Source organism: Nesterenkonia suensis (genome assembly GCF_054782935.1).
The window spans coordinates 19,441-37,199 of the sequence record NZ_BAAGRN010000001.1 but is presented as its reverse complement, the minus strand read 5'-3'; the positions used below and the strand labels follow the sequence as shown (position 1 = coordinate 37,199).

Annotated in this window: 12 protein-coding genes; 3 read left to right on the top strand and 9 right to left on the bottom strand. The window is 68.9% G+C overall.

The annotated features are described in order from the left end of the window. Positions 1-81 precede the first annotated feature (81 nt). The 3 genes from ACYVKI_RS00140 to ACYVKI_RS00130 all read right to left on the bottom strand — a co-directional run bounded on the left by ACYVKI_RS00140 (position 82) and on the right by ACYVKI_RS00130 (position 4,520). Positions 82-831 (bottom strand): nucleotide exchange factor GrpE, encoded by a 750-nt coding sequence (locus ACYVKI_RS00140; RefSeq protein ID WP_460688321.1) that lies wholly within the window; start codon positions 829-831, stop codon positions 82-84. 13 nt (positions 832-844) lie between these two features. Beyond that, entirely contained in the window at positions 845-2,704 is a 1,860-nt protein-coding gene (dnaK, locus tag ACYVKI_RS00135; RefSeq protein ID WP_460688320.1) for a molecular chaperone DnaK, read from the bottom strand. A 325-nt stretch (positions 2,705-3,029) separates the two neighbouring features. Then, the gene (locus tag ACYVKI_RS00130) at positions 3,030-4,520 is read right to left on the bottom strand and encodes an NAD-dependent succinate-semialdehyde dehydrogenase (RefSeq protein WP_460688319.1); all 1,491 of its coding nucleotides are present in this window, start codon (positions 4,518-4,520) and stop codon (positions 3,030-3,032) included. A 205-nt stretch (positions 4,521-4,725) separates the two neighbouring features. Between ACYVKI_RS00130 and ACYVKI_RS00125 the strand changes: the two genes are divergently transcribed. Continuing rightward, positions 4,726-5,988: an aspartate aminotransferase family protein gene (locus ACYVKI_RS00125; RefSeq protein ID WP_460688318.1), complete on the top strand. Its 1,263-nt coding sequence runs from the start codon at positions 4,726-4,728 to the stop codon at positions 5,986-5,988. 83 nt (positions 5,989-6,071) lie between these two features. Here the strand turns inward: ACYVKI_RS00125 and ACYVKI_RS00120 are convergent, their stop codons facing one another. Then, the gene (locus ACYVKI_RS00120; RefSeq protein WP_460688317.1) at positions 6,072-6,863 is read right to left on the bottom strand and encodes an SGNH/GDSL hydrolase family protein; all 792 of its coding nucleotides are present in this window, start codon (positions 6,861-6,863) and stop codon (positions 6,072-6,074) included. Between the two features lie 244 nt (positions 6,864-7,107). Between ACYVKI_RS00120 and ACYVKI_RS00115 the strand changes: the two genes are divergently transcribed. Together ACYVKI_RS00115 and ACYVKI_RS00110 are read left to right on the top strand one after the other, a co-directional pair. Then, positions 7,108-7,827, top strand: a complete 720-nt coding sequence (locus tag ACYVKI_RS00115) for a LytR/AlgR family response regulator transcription factor (protein WP_460688316.1) — start codon at positions 7,108-7,110, stop codon at positions 7,825-7,827. Further along, the gene (locus ACYVKI_RS00110; protein ID WP_460688315.1) at positions 7,824-9,125 is read left to right on the top strand and encodes an ATP-binding protein; all 1,302 of its coding nucleotides are present in this window, start codon (positions 7,824-7,826) and stop codon (positions 9,123-9,125) included. The genes ACYVKI_RS00115 and ACYVKI_RS00110 overlap by 4 nt, the downstream gene beginning before the upstream one ends. Here the strand turns inward: ACYVKI_RS00110 and glf are convergent. The 5 genes from glf to ACYVKI_RS00085 are packed head-to-tail and all read right to left on the bottom strand — an operon-like array spanning position 9,091 to position 17,559. Continuing rightward, on the bottom strand, positions 9,091-10,293 hold the full coding sequence (gene glf / locus ACYVKI_RS00105; RefSeq protein WP_460688314.1) for a UDP-galactopyranose mutase: 1,203 nt from the start codon (positions 10,291-10,293) through the stop codon (positions 9,091-9,093). The genes ACYVKI_RS00110 and glf overlap by 35 nt on opposite strands. Positions 10,294-10,306: 13 nt before the next feature. After that, positions 10,307-11,350: a glycosyltransferase family 2 protein gene (locus tag ACYVKI_RS00100; protein WP_460688313.1), complete on the bottom strand. Its 1,044-nt coding sequence runs from the start codon at positions 11,348-11,350 to the stop codon at positions 10,307-10,309. Next, positions 11,347-12,066, bottom strand: coding sequence for a hypothetical protein (locus tag ACYVKI_RS00095; RefSeq protein ID WP_460688312.1), 720 nt, complete (start codon positions 12,064-12,066; stop codon positions 11,347-11,349). Before ACYVKI_RS00095 ends, ACYVKI_RS00100 begins: the two co-directional genes overlap by 4 nt. Position 12,067: 1 nt before the next feature. Next, entirely contained in the window at positions 12,068-14,569 is a 2,502-nt protein-coding gene (locus tag ACYVKI_RS00090; protein ID WP_460688311.1) for a glycoside hydrolase family 3 C-terminal domain-containing protein, read from the bottom strand. After that, positions 14,566-17,559: a glycoside hydrolase family 3 N-terminal domain-containing protein gene (locus tag ACYVKI_RS00085; RefSeq protein ID WP_460688310.1), complete on the bottom strand. Its 2,994-nt coding sequence runs from the start codon at positions 17,557-17,559 to the stop codon at positions 14,566-14,568. Before ACYVKI_RS00085 ends, ACYVKI_RS00090 begins: the two co-directional genes overlap by 4 nt. Positions 17,560-17,759 lie beyond the last annotated feature (200 nt).

Here is a 17,759-nt window from a genome sequence, read left to right as displayed (position 1 = left end):
TTCCTGCCGAGTGCCGGATGTCGGCGTCGCCGGCGGTGCTGGTGGTCAGCCCGCCGACGACGCCGACGTCTCAGCCTCGACTCATTCGGCCGGGCCGGTGGAGACCATGACCTGAGCGGCACGCAGCACACGGTCACCGTGGCGGTAGCCGACCCGGAGCACGGCGGCCACGTGATCGGCAGGGATCTCCGGATGCGGCTGCTGCATCAGCGCCTCGTGCACCGACGGGTCGAAGGGCACAGCCTCCTCCTCGATGCGCTCGAGGCCCTGCTGCTCCAGCAGCGACTCCAGCTTCGCCGCGATCGCCGCGAAGGGCCCATCGGCCAGGTCGCCGGCCTGACGGGCCGCGTGGATGTCGTCCAACACCGGCGTCAGGGCCGAGATGACCTGCCCGACGGTCCGGTCACGCTCCACAGCCCGGTCACGCTCCACCCGGCGCCGATAGTTGACGTACTCCGCCTGGAGACGCTGCAGGTCAGCCTGCAGCTCGGCCTCGCGGTCACCAGCCGCCGGCCGGCCCGGGGTGGCGTCCTCCAGCTGAGACTCGTCGATCACCTCAGCCTCGGTCACCTCCGCCTCGGTCACCTCCGAGCCGTCGTCCGGGAGGTCCCGCAGGACCTGCTCGGCCTGGGCCAGCGGGTCCTGCACCGAGTCGGCCGGCTCCGCCGAGGGGCCCGGGACGGCGTCCTCGGCGGAGTCTGCCTCGTTCTCGGCGTGGCGGAGCTCCCCGGTCTCCGGGTCGATCCGGCGCTTGTCGGTGAAGCGGATCGGCTCCTCGGGCTCGGAACGGTCAGCGCCGTCCGCGCCCGGGTTCTGGTCCTGCTCTGCCATCAGCGGAGACCTCTCACTTCTTCTCGTCGGCGTCCTCGTCGACGACCTCGGCGTCGACGATGTCCTCGTCCTCACCGGAAGCGTCACCAGCAGGGGCGCCGTCGGTGGCAGCGTCGGCCCCGGCCTGCGAGTACAGCGCCTCGCCCAGCTTGGTCTGGGAGGCCTGCAGCTTCTCGAAGGCGGACTTGATCTCGTCGTCGTTGTCCTCACCCTCGAGCGCCTTCTTCAGCGCGTCGACGTCGGCCTGGACCTCGTCCTTGACCTCGGCGGGGAGCTTGTCCTCGTTGTCCTTGATCAGCTTGTCCACCGAGTAGGCGGTGGTCTCGGCGGCGTTGCGCTGCTCGGCAGCCTCGCGGCGCTTCTTGTCCTCCTCCGCGTGGGCCTCCGCGTCGGCGACCATGCGGTCGATGTCCTCCTTGTCCAGGGAGGTGCCGCCGGTGATGGTCATGGACTGCTCGGTGCCGGTGCCCTTGTCCTTGGCGGAGACGTGGACGATCCCGTTGGCGTCGATGTCGAAGGTGACCTCGATCTGCGGCACGCCGCGCGGAGCCGGGGCGATGCCGGTCAGCTCGAAGGTGCCCAGCGCCTTGTTGTCCCGGGTGAACTCACGCTCGCCCTGGAATACCTGCACGGCCACGGAGGGCTGGTTGTCCTCGGCGGTGGAGAACACCTCGGAGCGCTTGGTCGGGATCGCGGTGTTGCGCTCGATCAGCTTGGTCATCACGCCGCCCTTGGTCTCGATGCCCAGGGAGAGCGGGGTGACGTCGATCAGCAGCACGTCCTTGCGCTCACCGGCGAGCACACCGGCCTGCAGGGCTGCGCCGACGGCGACGACCTCATCCGGGTTGACACCCTTGTTGGCGTCCTTGCCGGAGAGCTCCTTGACCAGGTCGGCCACCGCCGGCATGCGGGTGGAGCCGCCGACGAGGATGACGTGGTCGATGTCGGAGACCTTCACACCAGCCTCGGTGATGACGTCCTGGAACGGCTTCTTGGTGCGATCCAGCAGGTCCGAGGTCATGTCCTGGAACTTCGCGCGGGACAGCGTCTCGTTGACGTGCACCGGGCCGTTCTCAGTCATGGCGGCGTACTGCAGGTTGATGTCGGTGGAGGTGGCCGAGGACAGCTCCTTCTTCGCCTGCTCGGCGGCGTCCTTCAGACGCGGCACGGCGATCTTGTCCTTGGAGAGGTCCACGCCCTCCTTGTTCTTCACCTGCTCGACGAGCCAGTCGATGATGCGCTGGTCCCAGTCGTCGCCGCCGAGCCGGTTGTCACCGGCGGTGGAGCGGACCTGGATGGTGGAGAATTCGTCCTCATCCTTGCCGACCTCGAGCAGCGAGACGTCGAACGTGCCGCCTCCGAGGTCGAACACGAGGATGAGCTCGTCCTCCTTGCCCTTGTCCAGGCCGTAGGCCAGGGCCGCGGCGGTCGGCTCGTTCACGATGCGGGAGACCTTCAGGCCGGCGATCTCACCGGCCTCCTTGGTGGCCTGGCGCTCGGCGTCGTTGAAGTAGGCCGGCACGGTGATGACGGCCTCGGTGACGTCCTCGCCCAGGTAGGACTCGGCGTCGTGCTTGAGCTTCATCAGCGTGCGGGCGGAGATCTCCTGCGGGGTGTAGGTCTTGCCGCCGATCTCCTTGGTCCAGTCCGTGCCCATGTGGCGCTTGACCGAGGCGATGGTCCGGTCCGGGTTGTTGACGGCCTGGCGGCGGGCGATCTCGCCGACGAGGACCTCGTCGTCCTTGGAGAAGGCGACGACGGACGGGGTGGTGCGGGCGCCCTCGGCGTTGGTGATGACGGTGGGCTCGCCACCTTCGAGGACGGTGACGACGGAGTTCGTGGTTCCGAGGTCGATGCCGACTGCACGTGACATGTGGGGGACTCCCTTCGGTGGACGGTCTCGCTCCGGGGTGGAGCGCAGGTCTGCTTGAGTGAACCAGGCTCAAGTCTCCACCTCGGCCCTCGAGGTGTCAAACTGACTTGAGTCGCGTCGACTCAACTTTTCATGTCCTGTCCAACGGAGACGGTGCGGCATTCATTCCCGACGACGGCGGCGGGCTCGAGACCCCGACGCCACAGCGCCCCGGCACACGTCGAGCGGGGGACCTGTGCACAGCTGACGCGATGATGTCGCGCCGAGCTGTCCACAGATCCCCCGCTCGATGCCTCGAGGGGCCTGCGGGACCCGCCTCGGCGGATCAGTCCATCGCAATGCCGATGAGCTTGGTCTCCAGGAACTCGTCGATGCCGGTCGGGCCACCCTCACGGCCCAGCCCGGACTCCTTGACCCCGCCGAAGGGCGCGGCCGGATTGGAGACCACACCCTGGTTCAGCCCCACCATGCCGGACTCCACCGCCTCGGCCACGCGCAGTCCACGGCGCAGAGACTCGGTGTAGACGTAGTTGACCAGGCCGTACTCGGTGGAGTTCACCGCGGCCACCGCCTCCTCCTCCGCGTCGAAGGGAGTCAGCGGCGCGACCGGCCCGAAGATCTCCTCGTCACGCATCCGCGCGGACTCCGGGACGTCGGTGAGCACGGTGGGGCGGTAGAAGAACCCGCCGCCGTCGACCGCCTCGGCCCCGGTGAGCACGCGCGCCCCCCCGGAGACCGCGTCCTGGACGAGCTCGTCGACCTTGTCGCGCTGGTTCGCGTCGATCATCGGCCCGACCGTCACGCCGTCATCGACCCCGCGACCGACGGTCATCTCCGACATCCGCTCGGTGAGCCGACGGCCGAACTCCTCGATCACACTGCAGTGCACGAAGATCCGGTTGGCCGCGGTGCAGGCTTCGCCCGAGTTGCGCATCTTGGCCAGCATCGCGCCGTCGACGGCCTTGTCCAGGTCCGCATCCTCGAAGACCACGAAGGCCGCGTTGCCGCCGAGCTCCATCGAGGTGCGCAGAACCTTCTCCGCACACTGCTCCAGCAGCCGTCGACCCACCTCGGTCGAGCCGGTGAAGGAGAGCTTCCGTGCGATGCCGGAGCGGATCAGCGGCTCCATGACCTTTCCGGAGGTCGAGGTGGCCAGGATGTTCACACTTCCGGCGGGTGCGCCGGCCTCGGCGAGGATCTCCCCCAGCGCCAGCATGGACAGCGGGGTCTGGGCGGCCGGCTTGGTCACCGAGGTGCAGCCGGCCGCGATTGCGGGCCCGATCTTCCGCGCACCCATCGCCAGCGGGAAGTTCCAGGGGGTGATGAGGATCGAGGGACCCACCGGCTGGCGGGTCACCAGGAACCGGGACCCTCCGGTGGGGGCGGTCTGGTAGCCGCCGTCGATGCGGGTGGTCTCTTCGGCGAAGTGCCGGAAGAACTCGGCCGCGTAACGGACCTCCCCCTTGGCCTCGGCCAGCGGCTTGCCCATCTCCAAGGTCATCAGCAGGGCGAGGTCGTCGATCCGCTCATGGATCAGCTCGAAGGTGCGCATGAGGATGTCGGCTCGTTGCCGCGGCGGCAGCGCCGCGAGGTCCGCCTGCGCACGATCAGCGGCCTTCAGGGCGTCCCAGCCGTCCTCGACGGACGCGTCGGCGACGGCACAGAGCACCTCCCCGGTGGAGGGATCGAGGACGTCGAGGGTCCGACCACCGCGGGCATCGACCCACTGGCCGTCGATGAAGAGCTGCTTCGGAGCCTGGGCGACGATGTCCGCCTCACGGCTCGGGGTCACGGTCTCAGTGGTGCTGCCTGTCATCTGGACTCCTTCTGACGCTTGCTGACGCTGGTCTTCTCCACGTGGTGGCCACGATACGCCCGCCGACTCAGCCGGTCACGGGTGCGACGACGACAGCCGACGACAGTCGACGTCGCACCCTCCCAGCGGTGGGCTGACATTCTGCATTCCCACCGAGTAGCCTAGGCCACGGATGGATTGTCAACAATCAGAATGAGGTGCACCGGTGGCGAAACTCTCCCCCCTCCTGAAGCAGGCGACCCCCGTGGTCGCCACCCACGGCGACGGCGTCAACCTGTACGACGCCGAGGGCCGACGGCATCTGGACTTCACCGCAGGCATCGGGGTGACCAGCACCGGTCACTGCCACCCGAAGGTCGTCGAGGCCGCGCAGGACCAGGTCGGCAAGCTCATCCACGGCCAGTACACGACGATCATGCATGAGCCGCTGCAGCGGCTCATCGAACGTCTCGGCGAGGTGCTGCCGGCTGGGCTGGACTCTCTGTTCTTCGCCAACTCCGGCTCCGAGGCCGCGGAGGCTGCTCTGCGCCTGGCCCGGCAGGCCACGGGACGACCGAACATCGTGGTGTTCCAGGGCGGATTCCACGGACGCACCGTCGCCGCGGCCTCACTGACCACCTCCGGGACCAAGTTCAGAACCGGCTACGCACCGCTGATGCCCGGCGTGGCGGTCGCGCCCTTCCCGAACCCCACGCACTACCGGGCCTACGGCTTCGACGAGGAGCAGGCCACGGACTTCGCACTCCGCGAGCTGGACCTGGTGCTGCAGACCCAGTCGGCGCCGTCGGACACCGCGGCCTTCCTGGTGGAGCCGGTGCTGGGCGAGGGCGGCTACGTGCCGGGGAACCGCCGATTCTTCGAGGGGCTCCGCGAGCGGGCAGAGGCCCATGGGATCCTGCTGATCCTCGACGAGGTGCAGACCGGCTTCGGCCGCACCGGCGAGTTCTGGGGACAGGACCATTTCGGCGTCTCCCCGGACATCATGATGTTCGCCAAGGGCATCGCCTCCGGATTCCCGATCTCCGGCATCGCCGCCTCCGAAGAGCTCATGGCCAAGGCCTGGCCGGGCTCCCAGGGCGGCACCTACGGGGCGAATGCGGTGGCCTGCGCCGCAGCCGCCGCCACGCTGGAGGTCATCCAGGAGGCGGGGCTGGTGAACAACGCCGCCGCCCGCGGCGCCCAGCTGCGGGCCGGTCTGGAGCGTATCGGTGAGCAGCATGCCCAGGTGGCCGGGGTGACCGGGCTCGGCCTGATGCTGGCCGTGGAGTTCGTCGACGCCGACGGCGAGCCGGACGGGGCGACCTCGGCCGCGGTCCAGCAGGAGGCCGCCAAGCGCGGACTGCTGCTGCTGAACAACGGCATGTACGGACAGAACGTGCGGTTCATCCCGGCGCTGGTGGTCAGCGAGGCCGAGGTGGACGAGGCACTGTCACTCTGGGAGGAGACCCTGACGGCCGTGCTCGGCTGAGCCCGACCGTCATTCGATGACCGTGGCCGTGCGGTCTCAAGGACGGCCCGTCTGCCGGGATGCCCCGGCGGACGGGCCGTGCCTCACCAGACGCGGGAGGTCAGCTCCGGGTACTTCGGGGACATGTCATCACCGGAGGAGCGACCGGTCAGGCGACGCTTGACCCACGGGTAGACGTGCTCCCGACCCCAGCTGACGTTGTCCACGGTCTTCTCCACCAGGGAGAGCGGCGGCAGCTCGTCGATCTCGGGGTCTTCGATCTCGTCGGTCTCGCCCAGGACCTTCAGGACCTCCTTGGCCATGCGGGTGTGTCCGGCGATGCCCAGGTGCATGCGATCCACATCCCAGTACCGCCAGTCCTGGAACTCCTTCATGTGCCAGAAGTCCACCAGATCGGTGCCGAGGTCGTCGACGATCTTGCGCACGTGTTCGTTGTAGATCGCCGTGCGGCCACGGGTGGCCTTGAACAGAGGGGCCTTGCCCGAGTCGAAGCCGGTGAACAGCACCACCCGGGCCCCGGAGTCCACGAGCTTCTTCACCGCGTGGCGATACCGGGCCATGAGGCCGTCGATGTTGACCAGCGGCCGGAGGATGTCGTTGCCCCCGGCGTAGAGCGTCACCAGCGTGGGCTCCAGCGCGAGCGCGGTCTCCAGCTGCTCGTCGATGACCTGCCCGAGCTTCTTGCCACGGATCGCCAGATTGGCATAGCCCCATGAGGGGTCATTGGCGATCAGCTGTGCGGCGACCCGGTCGGCCCACCCCCGGCAGTCGTTGGGGCTGGAGGGGTCGATGTCCCCGACACCCTCGGTGAACGAGTCGCCCACGGCCACGTAGCGCTTCTCGAACGGGCCGTCGAGTTCATCTGATGCTGACATGCACGAGCTCCTCGGAAGACGAAAATTCACCAGCCTTCACACTATCGCGGGCCAGGCCCCGCAGCATCCATCGGGGGATTTCTCGTGATCTGGGGCCGGACCCGGGCGCCGCACCTCGAAGAATCCCCCACTCGATCGGGAAGCCGGTGCCATGACCGCCCGTCCCTCGTGCGCCCGTGACGCCTCTCACCCTGTAGTAGCCTGGTCCGCGTCATCACCAGCCGTGGACAGGAGACGATCGCCGGTGGAGGGAGCCGTTCGCGTCGCCGTCGTCGACGACGAGGAGGAGCCCCGCGCGATCCTGACCTCGCACCTGCACCGCTACCAGCAGACCCACGGCCAGCCGTTCGAGGTCAGCACCTTCTCCAGCGGCGAAGAGTTCACCTCCCCCTATCGCGCGGAGTTCGACCTCATCTTCCTCGACGTGCAGATGCCCGGGCTCGACGGCTTCGAGACGGCCCAACGCATCCGCAACCTGGACGACCAGGTCATCATCGTCTTCGTGACCAACATGGCCCATCTGGCGATCCGCGGCTACGAGGTCGGCGCCCTGAACTACCTGGTCAAGCCGGTGAAGTACTTTCCCTTCTCCCACGAGATCGACCGGGCGACCCAGCGAATCCGCCGCTCCCCCGCCGCCTCGATCATGCTCAACACCTCCGACGGCGCCGCCCGCGTGGAGGTTCCCGCGATCGTGCACCTGGAGAGCGACAAGCACCGGATCACCGTCCACGCCCTCGATCGGCAGTACGTGCTCACCGGCACGCTGAAAGCCTTCGAGGCTGAGCTCGCCGACCACGGGTTCTTCCGCTGCAACAACGGCTACCTGGTCAACCTGCGCCACGTCGTCGGCGTCCAGGACAGCCGCGCGATCATGCGCACCGGCTCCCGGCTGCAGATCTCGCGGCCCCGCCGCCGGGCGTTCATGGAGGCGCTCACCGCCCACATGAAGGACGAGCGGTGATCGAGGGCACGCTGCCCGACATCCCCCGGCTGCTGACCGCCCACGCCGAATGGGCGGCCTGCCTGCTCTACGTGCTGCTGCACCGGCGCCCCTCCCGCGGTCTCGGCGCCCTCGCCGCCGGAGCGCTGCTCGCACTCATCGTGGTCCACGAGATCGCCAGCCGCCTGCCCATCGCCCTGTGGACCGGGGGCATGCTCGCCGCGGTGGCAGTGATGTACGGCTTCCTGGCCTGGAGCACCAGGCTCGGCACCCGGGACACCGGGTACCTGCTGGCGCGAGCCTTCGTGCTGGCCGAGCTGGTGGCCTCGCTGACGTGGCAGCTCCACGTGTTCTTCTTCCCCGAGGGCGCGCCCGTCACGACGACGGCGCTGCTGGTGGTCACCGTCTACGGCGCATGCTTCGTGCTGGCCTGGCGGCTGGAACGGCGGCTGTTCCAGCGCGGAGCCCCGCCTGAGGTCGACGGCCGGGGGCTCATCGCCGCCGCCGCCATCGCGGTGGTGACCTTCCTGATGAGCAATCTCAGCTTCGTCAGCGCCAACACGCCCTTCAGCGGCCGGGCCGGGCTGGAGGTGTTCTACATCCGGACGCTGGTGGATGTGGCCGGGTACACCGCGCTCGTGGCGCTGCACGCCCAGCGGCAGGAGATGCGCCGGCTCCGCGACGTCCAGGCCATGGAGCAGCTGGTGCGGTCCCAGCATGAGGAGTACCTGCGGTCCAAGCGCAGCATCGACGAGGTCAACCGGAAATACCACGATCTGAAGCACTACATCACGGCGCTGCGGGCTGAGACGGACCCGGGGTCGACGGCCCAGTACCTGGACAAGCTCGAAGAGAGCATCCGGGGGTACGGGAACCAAGTGCAGACCGGCCACGGTGTCCTCGACGCCGTGCTGGCCACCAAGCTGGCCGATGCGGCCGATCTCGGCGTGGAGGTCACCTGCGTCGCCGACGGCGAGGCCATGGACTTCATGGCGCCGCTGGACGTCTCCGCGCTGTTCGGCAACGCCCTGGACAACGCTCTGCGAGCGGCCGCCGCGATCACCGAGCCGGAGCAGCGCCTCGTCCGGGTGGATGTCCGACGCCGGGACGCCTTCGTCGTCGTGGTGGTGGAGAACCCGTTCCGCGAGACGCTGACGTTCGAGGACGGGCTGCCCCGCTCCACCAAGTCCGACGCCTCGGACCACGGGTACGGACTGCGGAACATGCGGCAGATCGCCGAGAGCTACGGCGGCACGCTCTCCGTGGACGCCGACGCCCAGTGGTTCACCCTGACCGTGATGCTCCCTCGGCCGGCGTGACCCCGCCGGAGGCGCCGATGCGGAAGAGCTCCGCGAGCGTGTTGTCCGTCAGCGTCAGCGCCGAGGCGATCGCCATATGCATGTCGAGGTACTGGTACGTGCCCAGGCGACCCCCGAAGTGCACACCCGGCTCCTGGGCGGCCATCTGCCGGTAGGTGGTCAGTCGACGCCGGTCCTCCGCGGTGTTGATCGGGTAGTACGGCTCGTCGGCCCGTCCGGCGAAACGCGAGTACTCCCGCATGATGACGGTGGCGTCCTCCGGGTACCAACTCCGTTCCGGGTGGAAGTGCCGGAACTCGTGGACCCGGGTGTAGGGGACGTCCTGGTCGGCATAGTTCATCACCGCAGTGCCCTGATGGTCGCCGACGTCCAGGACCTCCTGTTCGAAGTCCAGCGTCCGCCAGCTCAGGTCCCCGGCAGCGTGATCGAAGTACCGGTCGATCGGCCCGGTGTAGACCACGGGGACGCGGCCGCGCACCGCGTCCCGATTCACCGGCTGGTCGACGTCGAAGAAGTCGGTCCCCAGCCTGAGGGTGATCCGCGGGTGGTCTGCCATCCGGGTCAGCCAGGCCGTGTAGCCGTCCACCGGCAGGCCCTGGTGCGCGTCGTCGAAGTAGCGGGTGTCATAGGTGTAGCGCACCGGGAGGCGCCGGATGATGGAGGCGGGGAGCTCCTGCGGGTCGGTCTGCCACTGCTTGGCGGTGTACCCGCGGATGAACGCCTCGTACAGCGGCCGCCCGATCAGCGCGATGCCCTGTTCGTCCAGGTTCCGGGGCGTGCGGCCGGCCAGCTCGGCGGCCTGGTCCGCGATGAGGGCGCGCGCCTCCTGAGGACCGTGGGCCGTGCGGAAGAACTGGTTGATGGTGCCCAGGTTGATGGGCATGGGGTACACCTCACCGTGATGCACTGTGTGGACCCGGTGGGTGTAGTCGGTGAACTCCGTGAAGCGCCGTGCGTAGGCCCAGACCCGTTCATGGGAGGTGTGGAACAGGTGGGCCCCGTAGCGGTGCACCTCGATGCCGGTGCGCGGCTCCACCTCGGAGTACGCGTTGCCGCCGATGTGGTCCCGGCGTTCGACGACGGTGACGTCCAGTCCCAGCCGGGAGGCGGCCTGCTCGGCGACGGTCAGCCCGAAGAGGCCGGATCCGACGACTACGAGATCTGTCATGACGAGGCTCGATTCAGTTGAAGCCGTACGCCCAGCGGGCCGTCCGGTAGGCCGACAGGGAGATCCTCCGCCCCCAGGCGCCGGGGAGGTTCACCAGCAGACCCGGCAGGCTGCGCCGCAGCCGGGCGTGCAGCTGCGGCTCCACCCGGCGCAGGTCGTTCCAGAGGTCCTCCTTCTGCCGGATCATCGCGGCGCTGCCGCCGCGCAGGGCCATGGTGGAGGAGACCACCGTGATGATCCCCAGATAGTGCACCATGTAGCGGTCCAGCGCCTCAGGCAGCGGGCCCTGACGGCGCGTCTCCGCCAGATGCCGGATCATCAGCCGGTTGACCTGCAGCTGCTGATCGAGCCGGGAGATCATGACCGTCTCGTTCACCGACTGGTCGTCGCGTCCGATGAAGTATCGGTAGAAGTCGACGTCGACATACCGCAGGCGCCGCACATGCGGCAGCGGGGTGTAGGCGAAGAGGTTGTCCACGTAGAACATGTGCCGGGGCAGCCGCAGCTGGACGGCGCGCAGCAGCTCGGTGCGGTAGGTCAGCGCGTGCATGAGCAGGTACTGGGAGGGGCGGAACCGTCCCACCTGCTCCCAGTCCAGATCCTGGCCCGCGGGCATCACGTTGGCGTAGCGGATGGAGGTCCGGCGTCGGCGTCCAGACTTCTCATAGACGTAGTTGCTGACCACCAGGTCGACGCCGCCGTCCTCGGCCGCGGCTCGGCGCAGCTGGTGCAGCAGCTCGGCGTAGGCGTCGGAGTCGACCCAGTCGTCGGAGTCCACGACCTTGAAGAAGTGCCCAGTGGCGTGACGCAGGCCGGTGTTGATGGCCTCGCCGTGACCGCCGTTGGGCTGGCTGATCACCGTGACGAGCTCCGGGTGCTGCGCCGCGTAACGCCGGGCGATCTCGGCGGTGTCGTCGGTGGAGCCGTCGTCGACGACGATCACGTCGACGTCGTCGGCGCCGTCCGGCGGGATGAGCGTATCCAGGCACCGATGCAGGTACTCGGCCGAGTTGTAGCTCGGGACCACCAGGCTCAGCGTCTTCGTCTGTGGGCTCACGGGTCTCGTCTGCTCCCCTCCTCGGCCGGGGTGCCGCCGTCGGCGACCTCTGCCGTGATCCTACCGTCGAGGTCCGCCACGTCCTCCGGGACCTGGCGGAAGATCAGCTTGAAGATGGGGAAGAACACCCAGAACTGGATGCCCGCGTTGATGATCATCGTGACGACGTCGGCGGTGGTCTCTCCGGTCTGCCCCCAGTCCATCGTGTCGATGAAGAAGCCGTAGAGCGGCGCCCGGTAGAGGCCCTGGGCCGCCGCGGCGGCGAAGGTGATGATCACGTAGGCGATCACGTACCACAGGGCGGCCCACCAGATGCTGGAGTTGGAGCGGAACGTCACGCTGCGCTGGGCGAAGAAGTTGATCACCTGGGCGATCAGGATGGTGATCTGCACGGCGAGGAAGTAGCCCAGGCCTCCGGCGCCGCCGTCGGCGAACCCGCCGCCCGGGTAGTCGAAGATGAAGAAGGTCGATCCGTCCGGGTTCTGGCCCACGGGCAGCACCTGGAAGTCCCGGTGCACCAGCGGAGTGAAGCTGAAGAACCACCGGAAGATCGGCATCAGCGCCAGCTGCAGGGCCGTCACGCCGTTGCTGATGAGGAAGAACATGATGAACTGCGCCCACGTGGTGTGGCGCTCGTAGAAGGCGGACCAGCGGTCCTGCACGCGTCGCCAGGGTCCGCGCCGCACGGTGAGGTCGGCGGTGCGCTCGGGTGTCATGTCAGGACTTCTCCTTCACTGTGGGTCGGATGGTCCGCCCCGCGGAGGCGTCGTCGAACGTGCGGCGGGTGGCGCGGGCACGCCGTCGGTGGCGCAGGGCCGCGCCGATCAGCCCCGCCGTGCCGCCCAGGTGGCGGCCGTTGAGCAGGACCAGCAGCTTCTGGGCCATCTCGAGGCTCATACCTCCCCCGCTCATCTTCGCGAGCGCGCGGATCGGCATCCCGGAGAGGAACAGCAGATTCAGGTCGGGACGCCCCCGGGCCTCGGCCCGAGCCAGCATCCGGCGCAGGAGGGCGGCGGCGGCCCGCCCCACGGGACTGTGCGCGGCGGCGAGCTCGGCCAGCGGATCGTTGAGCCCCAGCTCTCGCCGTGGCCGGGCCGGAGTGGTGGTCCGGGACGACGCCGTCCGGTTCTGAGCTGCGGCAGCCGCTGCCCGACGCACCCGCTCAACGAGCGCGGCCAGCTGCTCCTGGGAGCCCGTGCCGGCCGGCACCGTCCCGGCGGCCTCGACGGAGGCCTCACATCGGATGTCCTCGATGCTGGCGCCGAGCAGGACACTCCAGGTACCGGCCTCGACCTGCCAGTCGCCGGTCTCCTGGTCCCAGTGCCGGAGGCACCAGTCGTCGAGGGAGATGACGATCTCCCGGGACTCCCCGGGGGCCAGGTGGGCCTTGGCGAAGCCGGCGAGCTCGCGCACCGGCCGCAGCACGCCCGAGGGGCTCTCGCGCTGGAGGTAGACCTGCGTCACCTCGGCGCCGGGGCGGTCCCCGGTGTTGGTCAGCGTGAAGCGGACCTCCTGCTGGTCGACGCGCAGGTCCGCGTAGCGGAAGGTGGTGTAGCTGAGGCCGTGCCCGAAGGGCAGGGCGGGGCTCACTCCGGCGCTGGTGTACCAGCGGTACCCCACCAGGGGCCCTTCGAGATAGTCGATGCGATCACCCGGCTCCGGGAACCGTCCCGCGGTGGGTGTGTCGGCCAGGCTCCGCGGGTAGGTCTCGGCGAGGCGGCCTGAGGGGGTGACCTCACCGGTGATCACCTGCAGCAGCCCGTCGGCGCCGGCCTGGCCGGCCAGGTAGCCGTGGAGGACGGCGTCGGCCCGGTCCATCCAGCCCACCTCGACGGCGGAGCCTCCGGAGAGCACGACGACCACCGGGGTGCCGACGGCGGCGAGCTCCTCGAGCAGGCGCAGCTGGTTCTCCGGCAGCCTGAGGTGCCGCCGGTCCAGGCCTTCGGATTCGCTGATCTCGTCCAGGCCGAGCCACAGCAGCACGACGTCGGCCGTCGCGGCCAGGCCGCGGGCCTCCTCCGCCAGCGCCGGGTCATGGCCTCCATGCCGGACGAAGCCCTGGGCCACGCCGACGACGTCCAGACCGGATGCGGTTGTGGCCTCGACACCGGTGCTGAGCCGAGTCGGGTTGACCAGCGAGGAACCGGCCCCCTGGTAGCGGGGAGTGAGGGCGAAGTCCCCGATCACCGCCGTACGCGTGCCGGGAGCCAGGGGCAGCAGGTCTCCGGTGTTCTTGAGCAGCACCGCCGATTCCGCGGCGGCCCGCCGGGCCAGCTCGTGGTGCTTCTCCACGGGGACCTCACCGCCCCCGTGCTCCGGCAGTGAGTGCGCCAGCTGCACCATCTCGCGGGCCCGCGCCGTCAGGTCCTCCTCCGGGAGCTGTCCGGAGGCCACGGCCTCCACCAGCTGCTGAGCCGAGTCCCAGCCGGGCGAGGGCATCTCCAGGGTGCCGCCGGCCCGAGCCGCCGCGACGGCGTCGTTGCTTCCGCCCCAGTCCGAGACGACGACGCCGTCGAAGCCCCACTTCTTCCGCAGCACCTGGGTCAGCAGGTGGGCGTTCTCGTGGGCGTAGGCCCCGTTGATCCGGTTGTAGCTGGACATGATCGTCCGAGGATGGGCCTCCCGCACGACCTTCTCGAAGGCCGCCAGGTAGATCTCCCGGAGGGTCCGCTCGTCGACCACCGAATCGGTGACCATGCGCCGGGTCTCCTGGCTGTTGGCCGCGAAGTGCTTGGGGCAGGCCGCCACCCCCGCGGACTGGATGCCGCGCACATAGGCGGCGGCGAACGCACCGCTGAGCAGCGGGTCCTCGGAGAAGTACTCGAAGTTCCTCCCGCAGAGCGGGGACCGTTTGATGTTCAGGCCCGGCCCGAGCACCACGTCCACCCCGTGGGCCGCCGCCTCGGCACCGATGGCCTGGCCGATCGCCTCACCGAGCGCAGGGTCCCAGCTGTTGGCCACCGTGGCCGCCGGCGGAAAGCAGGTGGCCGGCTCGGAGTTGTGAAGACCCAGGTGGTCGCCCTCCCCCGACTGCTTCCGGATCCCGTGGGGGCCGTCCGAGAGGAAGAGCCGCCGGACCCCCGCGCGGGGGATCGCCCGGGTCTCCCAGACGGTGTCCCCGCTGAGCAGGGCGGCCTTCTCCACGAGGGTGAGGTCGGCCGTCATGTCGCCGCTCGGTGCCTGCTTCGGGCCGGTGCCGTTCTCCTCGCCGGCGCTCATGCCGTCGCGCCCTCGTCCGTGGCGGGCGTCTGCTGCCGCTGGGTCACCACGCGGCGCACCACCCAGACGACGGCGATCAGCCACAGGACGCTGACCACGGCGGTGGCCACCCAGCGGACGACCTCCCAGGTCGCCGGCGTGTAGCTGACCTCCGCGTCAGGGCCGAGCCCATTCATGGCGTTGGAGTTCGCCACGGTGTAGAGCACGTTGTGCGTGGCCTGCCGGATGTTGGTGACCGCCTCGGCACTGTCGGTGTCCTCGAACTGCTTCATCGGGGCGAAGACCAGCTGGTGGTCGGTGCCCGCGGCGATGGACTGGTCCGGGGACATGTAGCCGTAGAGGTTGAAGTCGGTGATGACCATGCCTCGGAATCCCCATTCGTCGCGGAGGACGTCCTGCAGCAGGGCAGGGTGCCCGCCGGCCCAGGTCGCGCCGATGCGGTTGAAGGAGCTCATCATGGCGGTGGCCCCCACCTCGGACACCCCGTGGCTGCCCTCTTCGTCCGCGATGTAGGCCACCTCGGCGGTCACATCCTTCACGATCATCTCGAAGGGCCGCAGGTAGATCTCGCGGAGAGTCTGCTCATCGGCCCAGGTGGCGATGCCGTTGTCCACGCGTCCGCTCTCCTGATCGTTGAGCGCCAGGTGCTTGGTGTAGGCGTAGAGTCCACGGCTGGCGGCTCCGGTGACCACCTCGACACCCATCGTCCCGGAGAGGAACGGGTCCTCGGAGAAGTACTCGAAGTTCCGGCCCGCGAACGGCGAACGGTGCAGGTTCACCCCGGGCGCGTACCAGCCGGAGACTCCCATCTGCAGGGCCTCCTCGCCCATCGTCTCGCCCATCTGCCGCACGAGCTCCTTGTTCCAGGTGGCGGCGATCAGCGGCGCGGACGGGTAGGCGGCTCCTTTGAAGTCGTCGTTGATGAACGAGGTGAAGCCGTGGGGACCGTCGATGTCGTTCGTACGGGGCTTGGCGATCGACGGGATGGCCTCGGTGTTGTAGGCGCCGTTGAGGAGCATGTCGGTCATCTCGTCGACCTCCAGCTGATCCAGGAGGTCGTCCCACAGCGGATCGTCGTGGTCCCGACCGCGCAGGTCGACGAGCGTCAGCCCGTTGTCCTGACCCGTGGCCGGCATCTCTGCGTCCGAGGCCTCGGCCGCGGCGTCGACGTCGTAGTGCTGGTAGCCCTCCAGGATGCGCTCGGACGCCTCCTGGTCCTCCTCGGTGGGCGCGGTGGGGAACGTCCCCTCGAAGTCCGCACGCGACATCAGCTGAGCGCCGTCGCCCGCGAAGTGCTCCGAGACGTCGTCGAAGCGGTTGGTGGCCGCGACCTCGTCGCCCGCCCGCGGTCCGTCCTCGCCATAGACCACGGTCTCCGGCACGTCGTACTCGATCGGCTCGATGCCGTCGGCGATCTGGTGCGAGTCCGTCTGCACCCGCAGCTCGTAGGTGCCCTCCTCGAGCACCCAGGCTTCGGCGTCCCGGTGGTCATAGGAGGCCATGGCCTCCACGTCGAGCTCGAGCCGGACGGTCTCGGACTCCCCCGGCGCCAGCGAGCCGGTCTTGGCGAAGTCGCCGAGCTCGACGGCGGACTTCTCGATCCCTCCCGGGGTGTACGGAGCGGAGTAGTAGAGCTGCACGACCTCCTGGCCGGCCACGTCCCCGCTGTTGGTGACCTCCACTTCGACCTCGATCGTGCCGTCCGCCTCAGGAGTGCTGGAGCTGGCCAGCTCCCAGTCGAAGTCGGTGTAGCTCAGACCGTGGCCGAACGGGTACACTACGGCCTCCTCGTAGTCGATGACGCCTTCGGCGGCAGCCGTCTCGTAATACCGGTACCCGATGTAGATACCCTCTTCGAGCTCGACGAAGAACGCACCGTTCTCCATCGCAGCGTGGTTGGGCTGCTGGAGTGTCGTGGCGTTGTCCTCGGTGATGTTCGTGTACTCCCACCGGCCGAAGTTGACGAAGGTCGGATCGGCGGTGAAGTCTCGAGCCCACAGGTCCACCGTGCGCCCGGAGGGGTTGATCTCGCCGGTCATGACGTCGCCCAGGGCGTTGAATCCGGTCTCTCCGGGGGCACCGGTCCACAGGATGGCGTCGACGTCGTCGTCGTCCTCCAGCGCGCCGAGCTCCATGATGTTCGAGGAGTTGATCACCACGACGACCGTGTCGAAGTGCTCCTGGGCGAGCTGCAGCGTCTCCTGCTCGTCGACGTTGAGCATCAGCTCGTGCTGGCCCTCGACGTGGTTCTCGTCCCAGCCCTCCATGTCCGTGGCCAGATCTCCGCCTTCACCGCCCCCTCGGCCGAAGACGACGACGGCGGCGTCATCGTAGTCTCCGAAGGAGCTGACCGCATCGGCCGAGTACTCGCCGGCCGGCATCTCACCGACGGCGTACTCCGACTCGTCCGGCTCGTCCATGACGATCCGGGTGCGGGGAGCCTCTGCGGCGAAGTCCTCGAGCTCCTGATAGACGGTCTCGTTGATCTCGAAACCTGCGTGCTCCAGGCCGCCGCGGATGTCGACTGCCGTCGACGCATCCACCGACCCGGAGCCGGAGCCCCCGTAGACCGGCTCGGCCGCAGTGCGCCCGAAGAGGGTGACGGCGCCGGCGCTGACAGGCAGGGCCTCCTGCGAGTTCTTCAGCAGCGTGATCCCCTCACCGGCGATCTCCTCGACCAGCGCCGCAGACGCCTCGTGGGCCTCCTCCAGGGAGTCATGGGAAGCAGTCACGTAGTCGAGGTCCCAGTCCTCCGCCTCGTCACTGTTGGTCACCTCCCAGGTACCGACACCGAGCTGCGAGGCGACCCAGTTGTGGAACGCGCTCAGGGCGACGTTGGCGCCGATGAGGACGATGAGTGTCACGGCCAGCACCGGGATCCACAGCGCCAGGAACTTCCGGTGGGACATCTTATGCTTCGTGGCGGCTCCGGTGTCCTGGCTGCCTCGCTCGGTCGCGCCCGGCACGTCGTCATGCTCGCGGTCTTCCACATCTGCTCCTTCGTCGGTTCGGCGGGGAACCCAGGGCGCCGTACGCACCCTGTGATGCACGTGACACCATTGGATCGGACTTCTGGCCGCCCCTGGCCGGTGAATGCACAACCTGTCACTTCCGGCCGACAACTCGTCACGGACTGATCAGGGCCTGACATGCGTGCGGCCGGGAGGCCACCACAGGGGTGGCCTCCCGG

Excerpts from the sequence above, each read along its gene's own strand:
- ACYVKI_RS00140 (WP_460688321.1), bottom strand. The coding sequence starts at position 831 with ATGGCAGAGCAGGACCAGAACCCGGGCGCGGACGGCGCTGACCGTTCC.
- dnaK (WP_460688320.1), bottom strand. The coding sequence starts at position 2,704 with ATGTCACGTGCAGTCGGCATCGACCTCGGAACCACGAACTCCGTCGTC.
- ACYVKI_RS00130 (WP_460688319.1), bottom strand. The coding sequence starts at position 4,520 with ATGACAGGCAGCACCACTGAGACCGTGACCCCGAGCCGTGAGGCGGAC.
- ACYVKI_RS00120 (WP_460688317.1), bottom strand. The coding sequence starts at position 6,863 with ATGTCAGCATCAGATGAACTCGACGGCCCGTTCGAGAAGCGCTACGTG.
- glf (WP_460688314.1), bottom strand. The coding sequence starts at position 10,293 with ATGACAGATCTCGTAGTCGTCGGATCCGGCCTCTTCGGGCTGACCGTC.
- ACYVKI_RS00095 (WP_460688312.1), bottom strand. The coding sequence starts at position 12,066 with ATGACACCCGAGCGCACCGCCGACCTCACCGTGCGGCGCGGACCCTGG.
- ACYVKI_RS00090 (WP_460688311.1), bottom strand. The coding sequence starts at position 14,569 with ATGAGCGCCGGCGAGGAGAACGGCACCGGCCCGAAGCAGGCACCGAGC.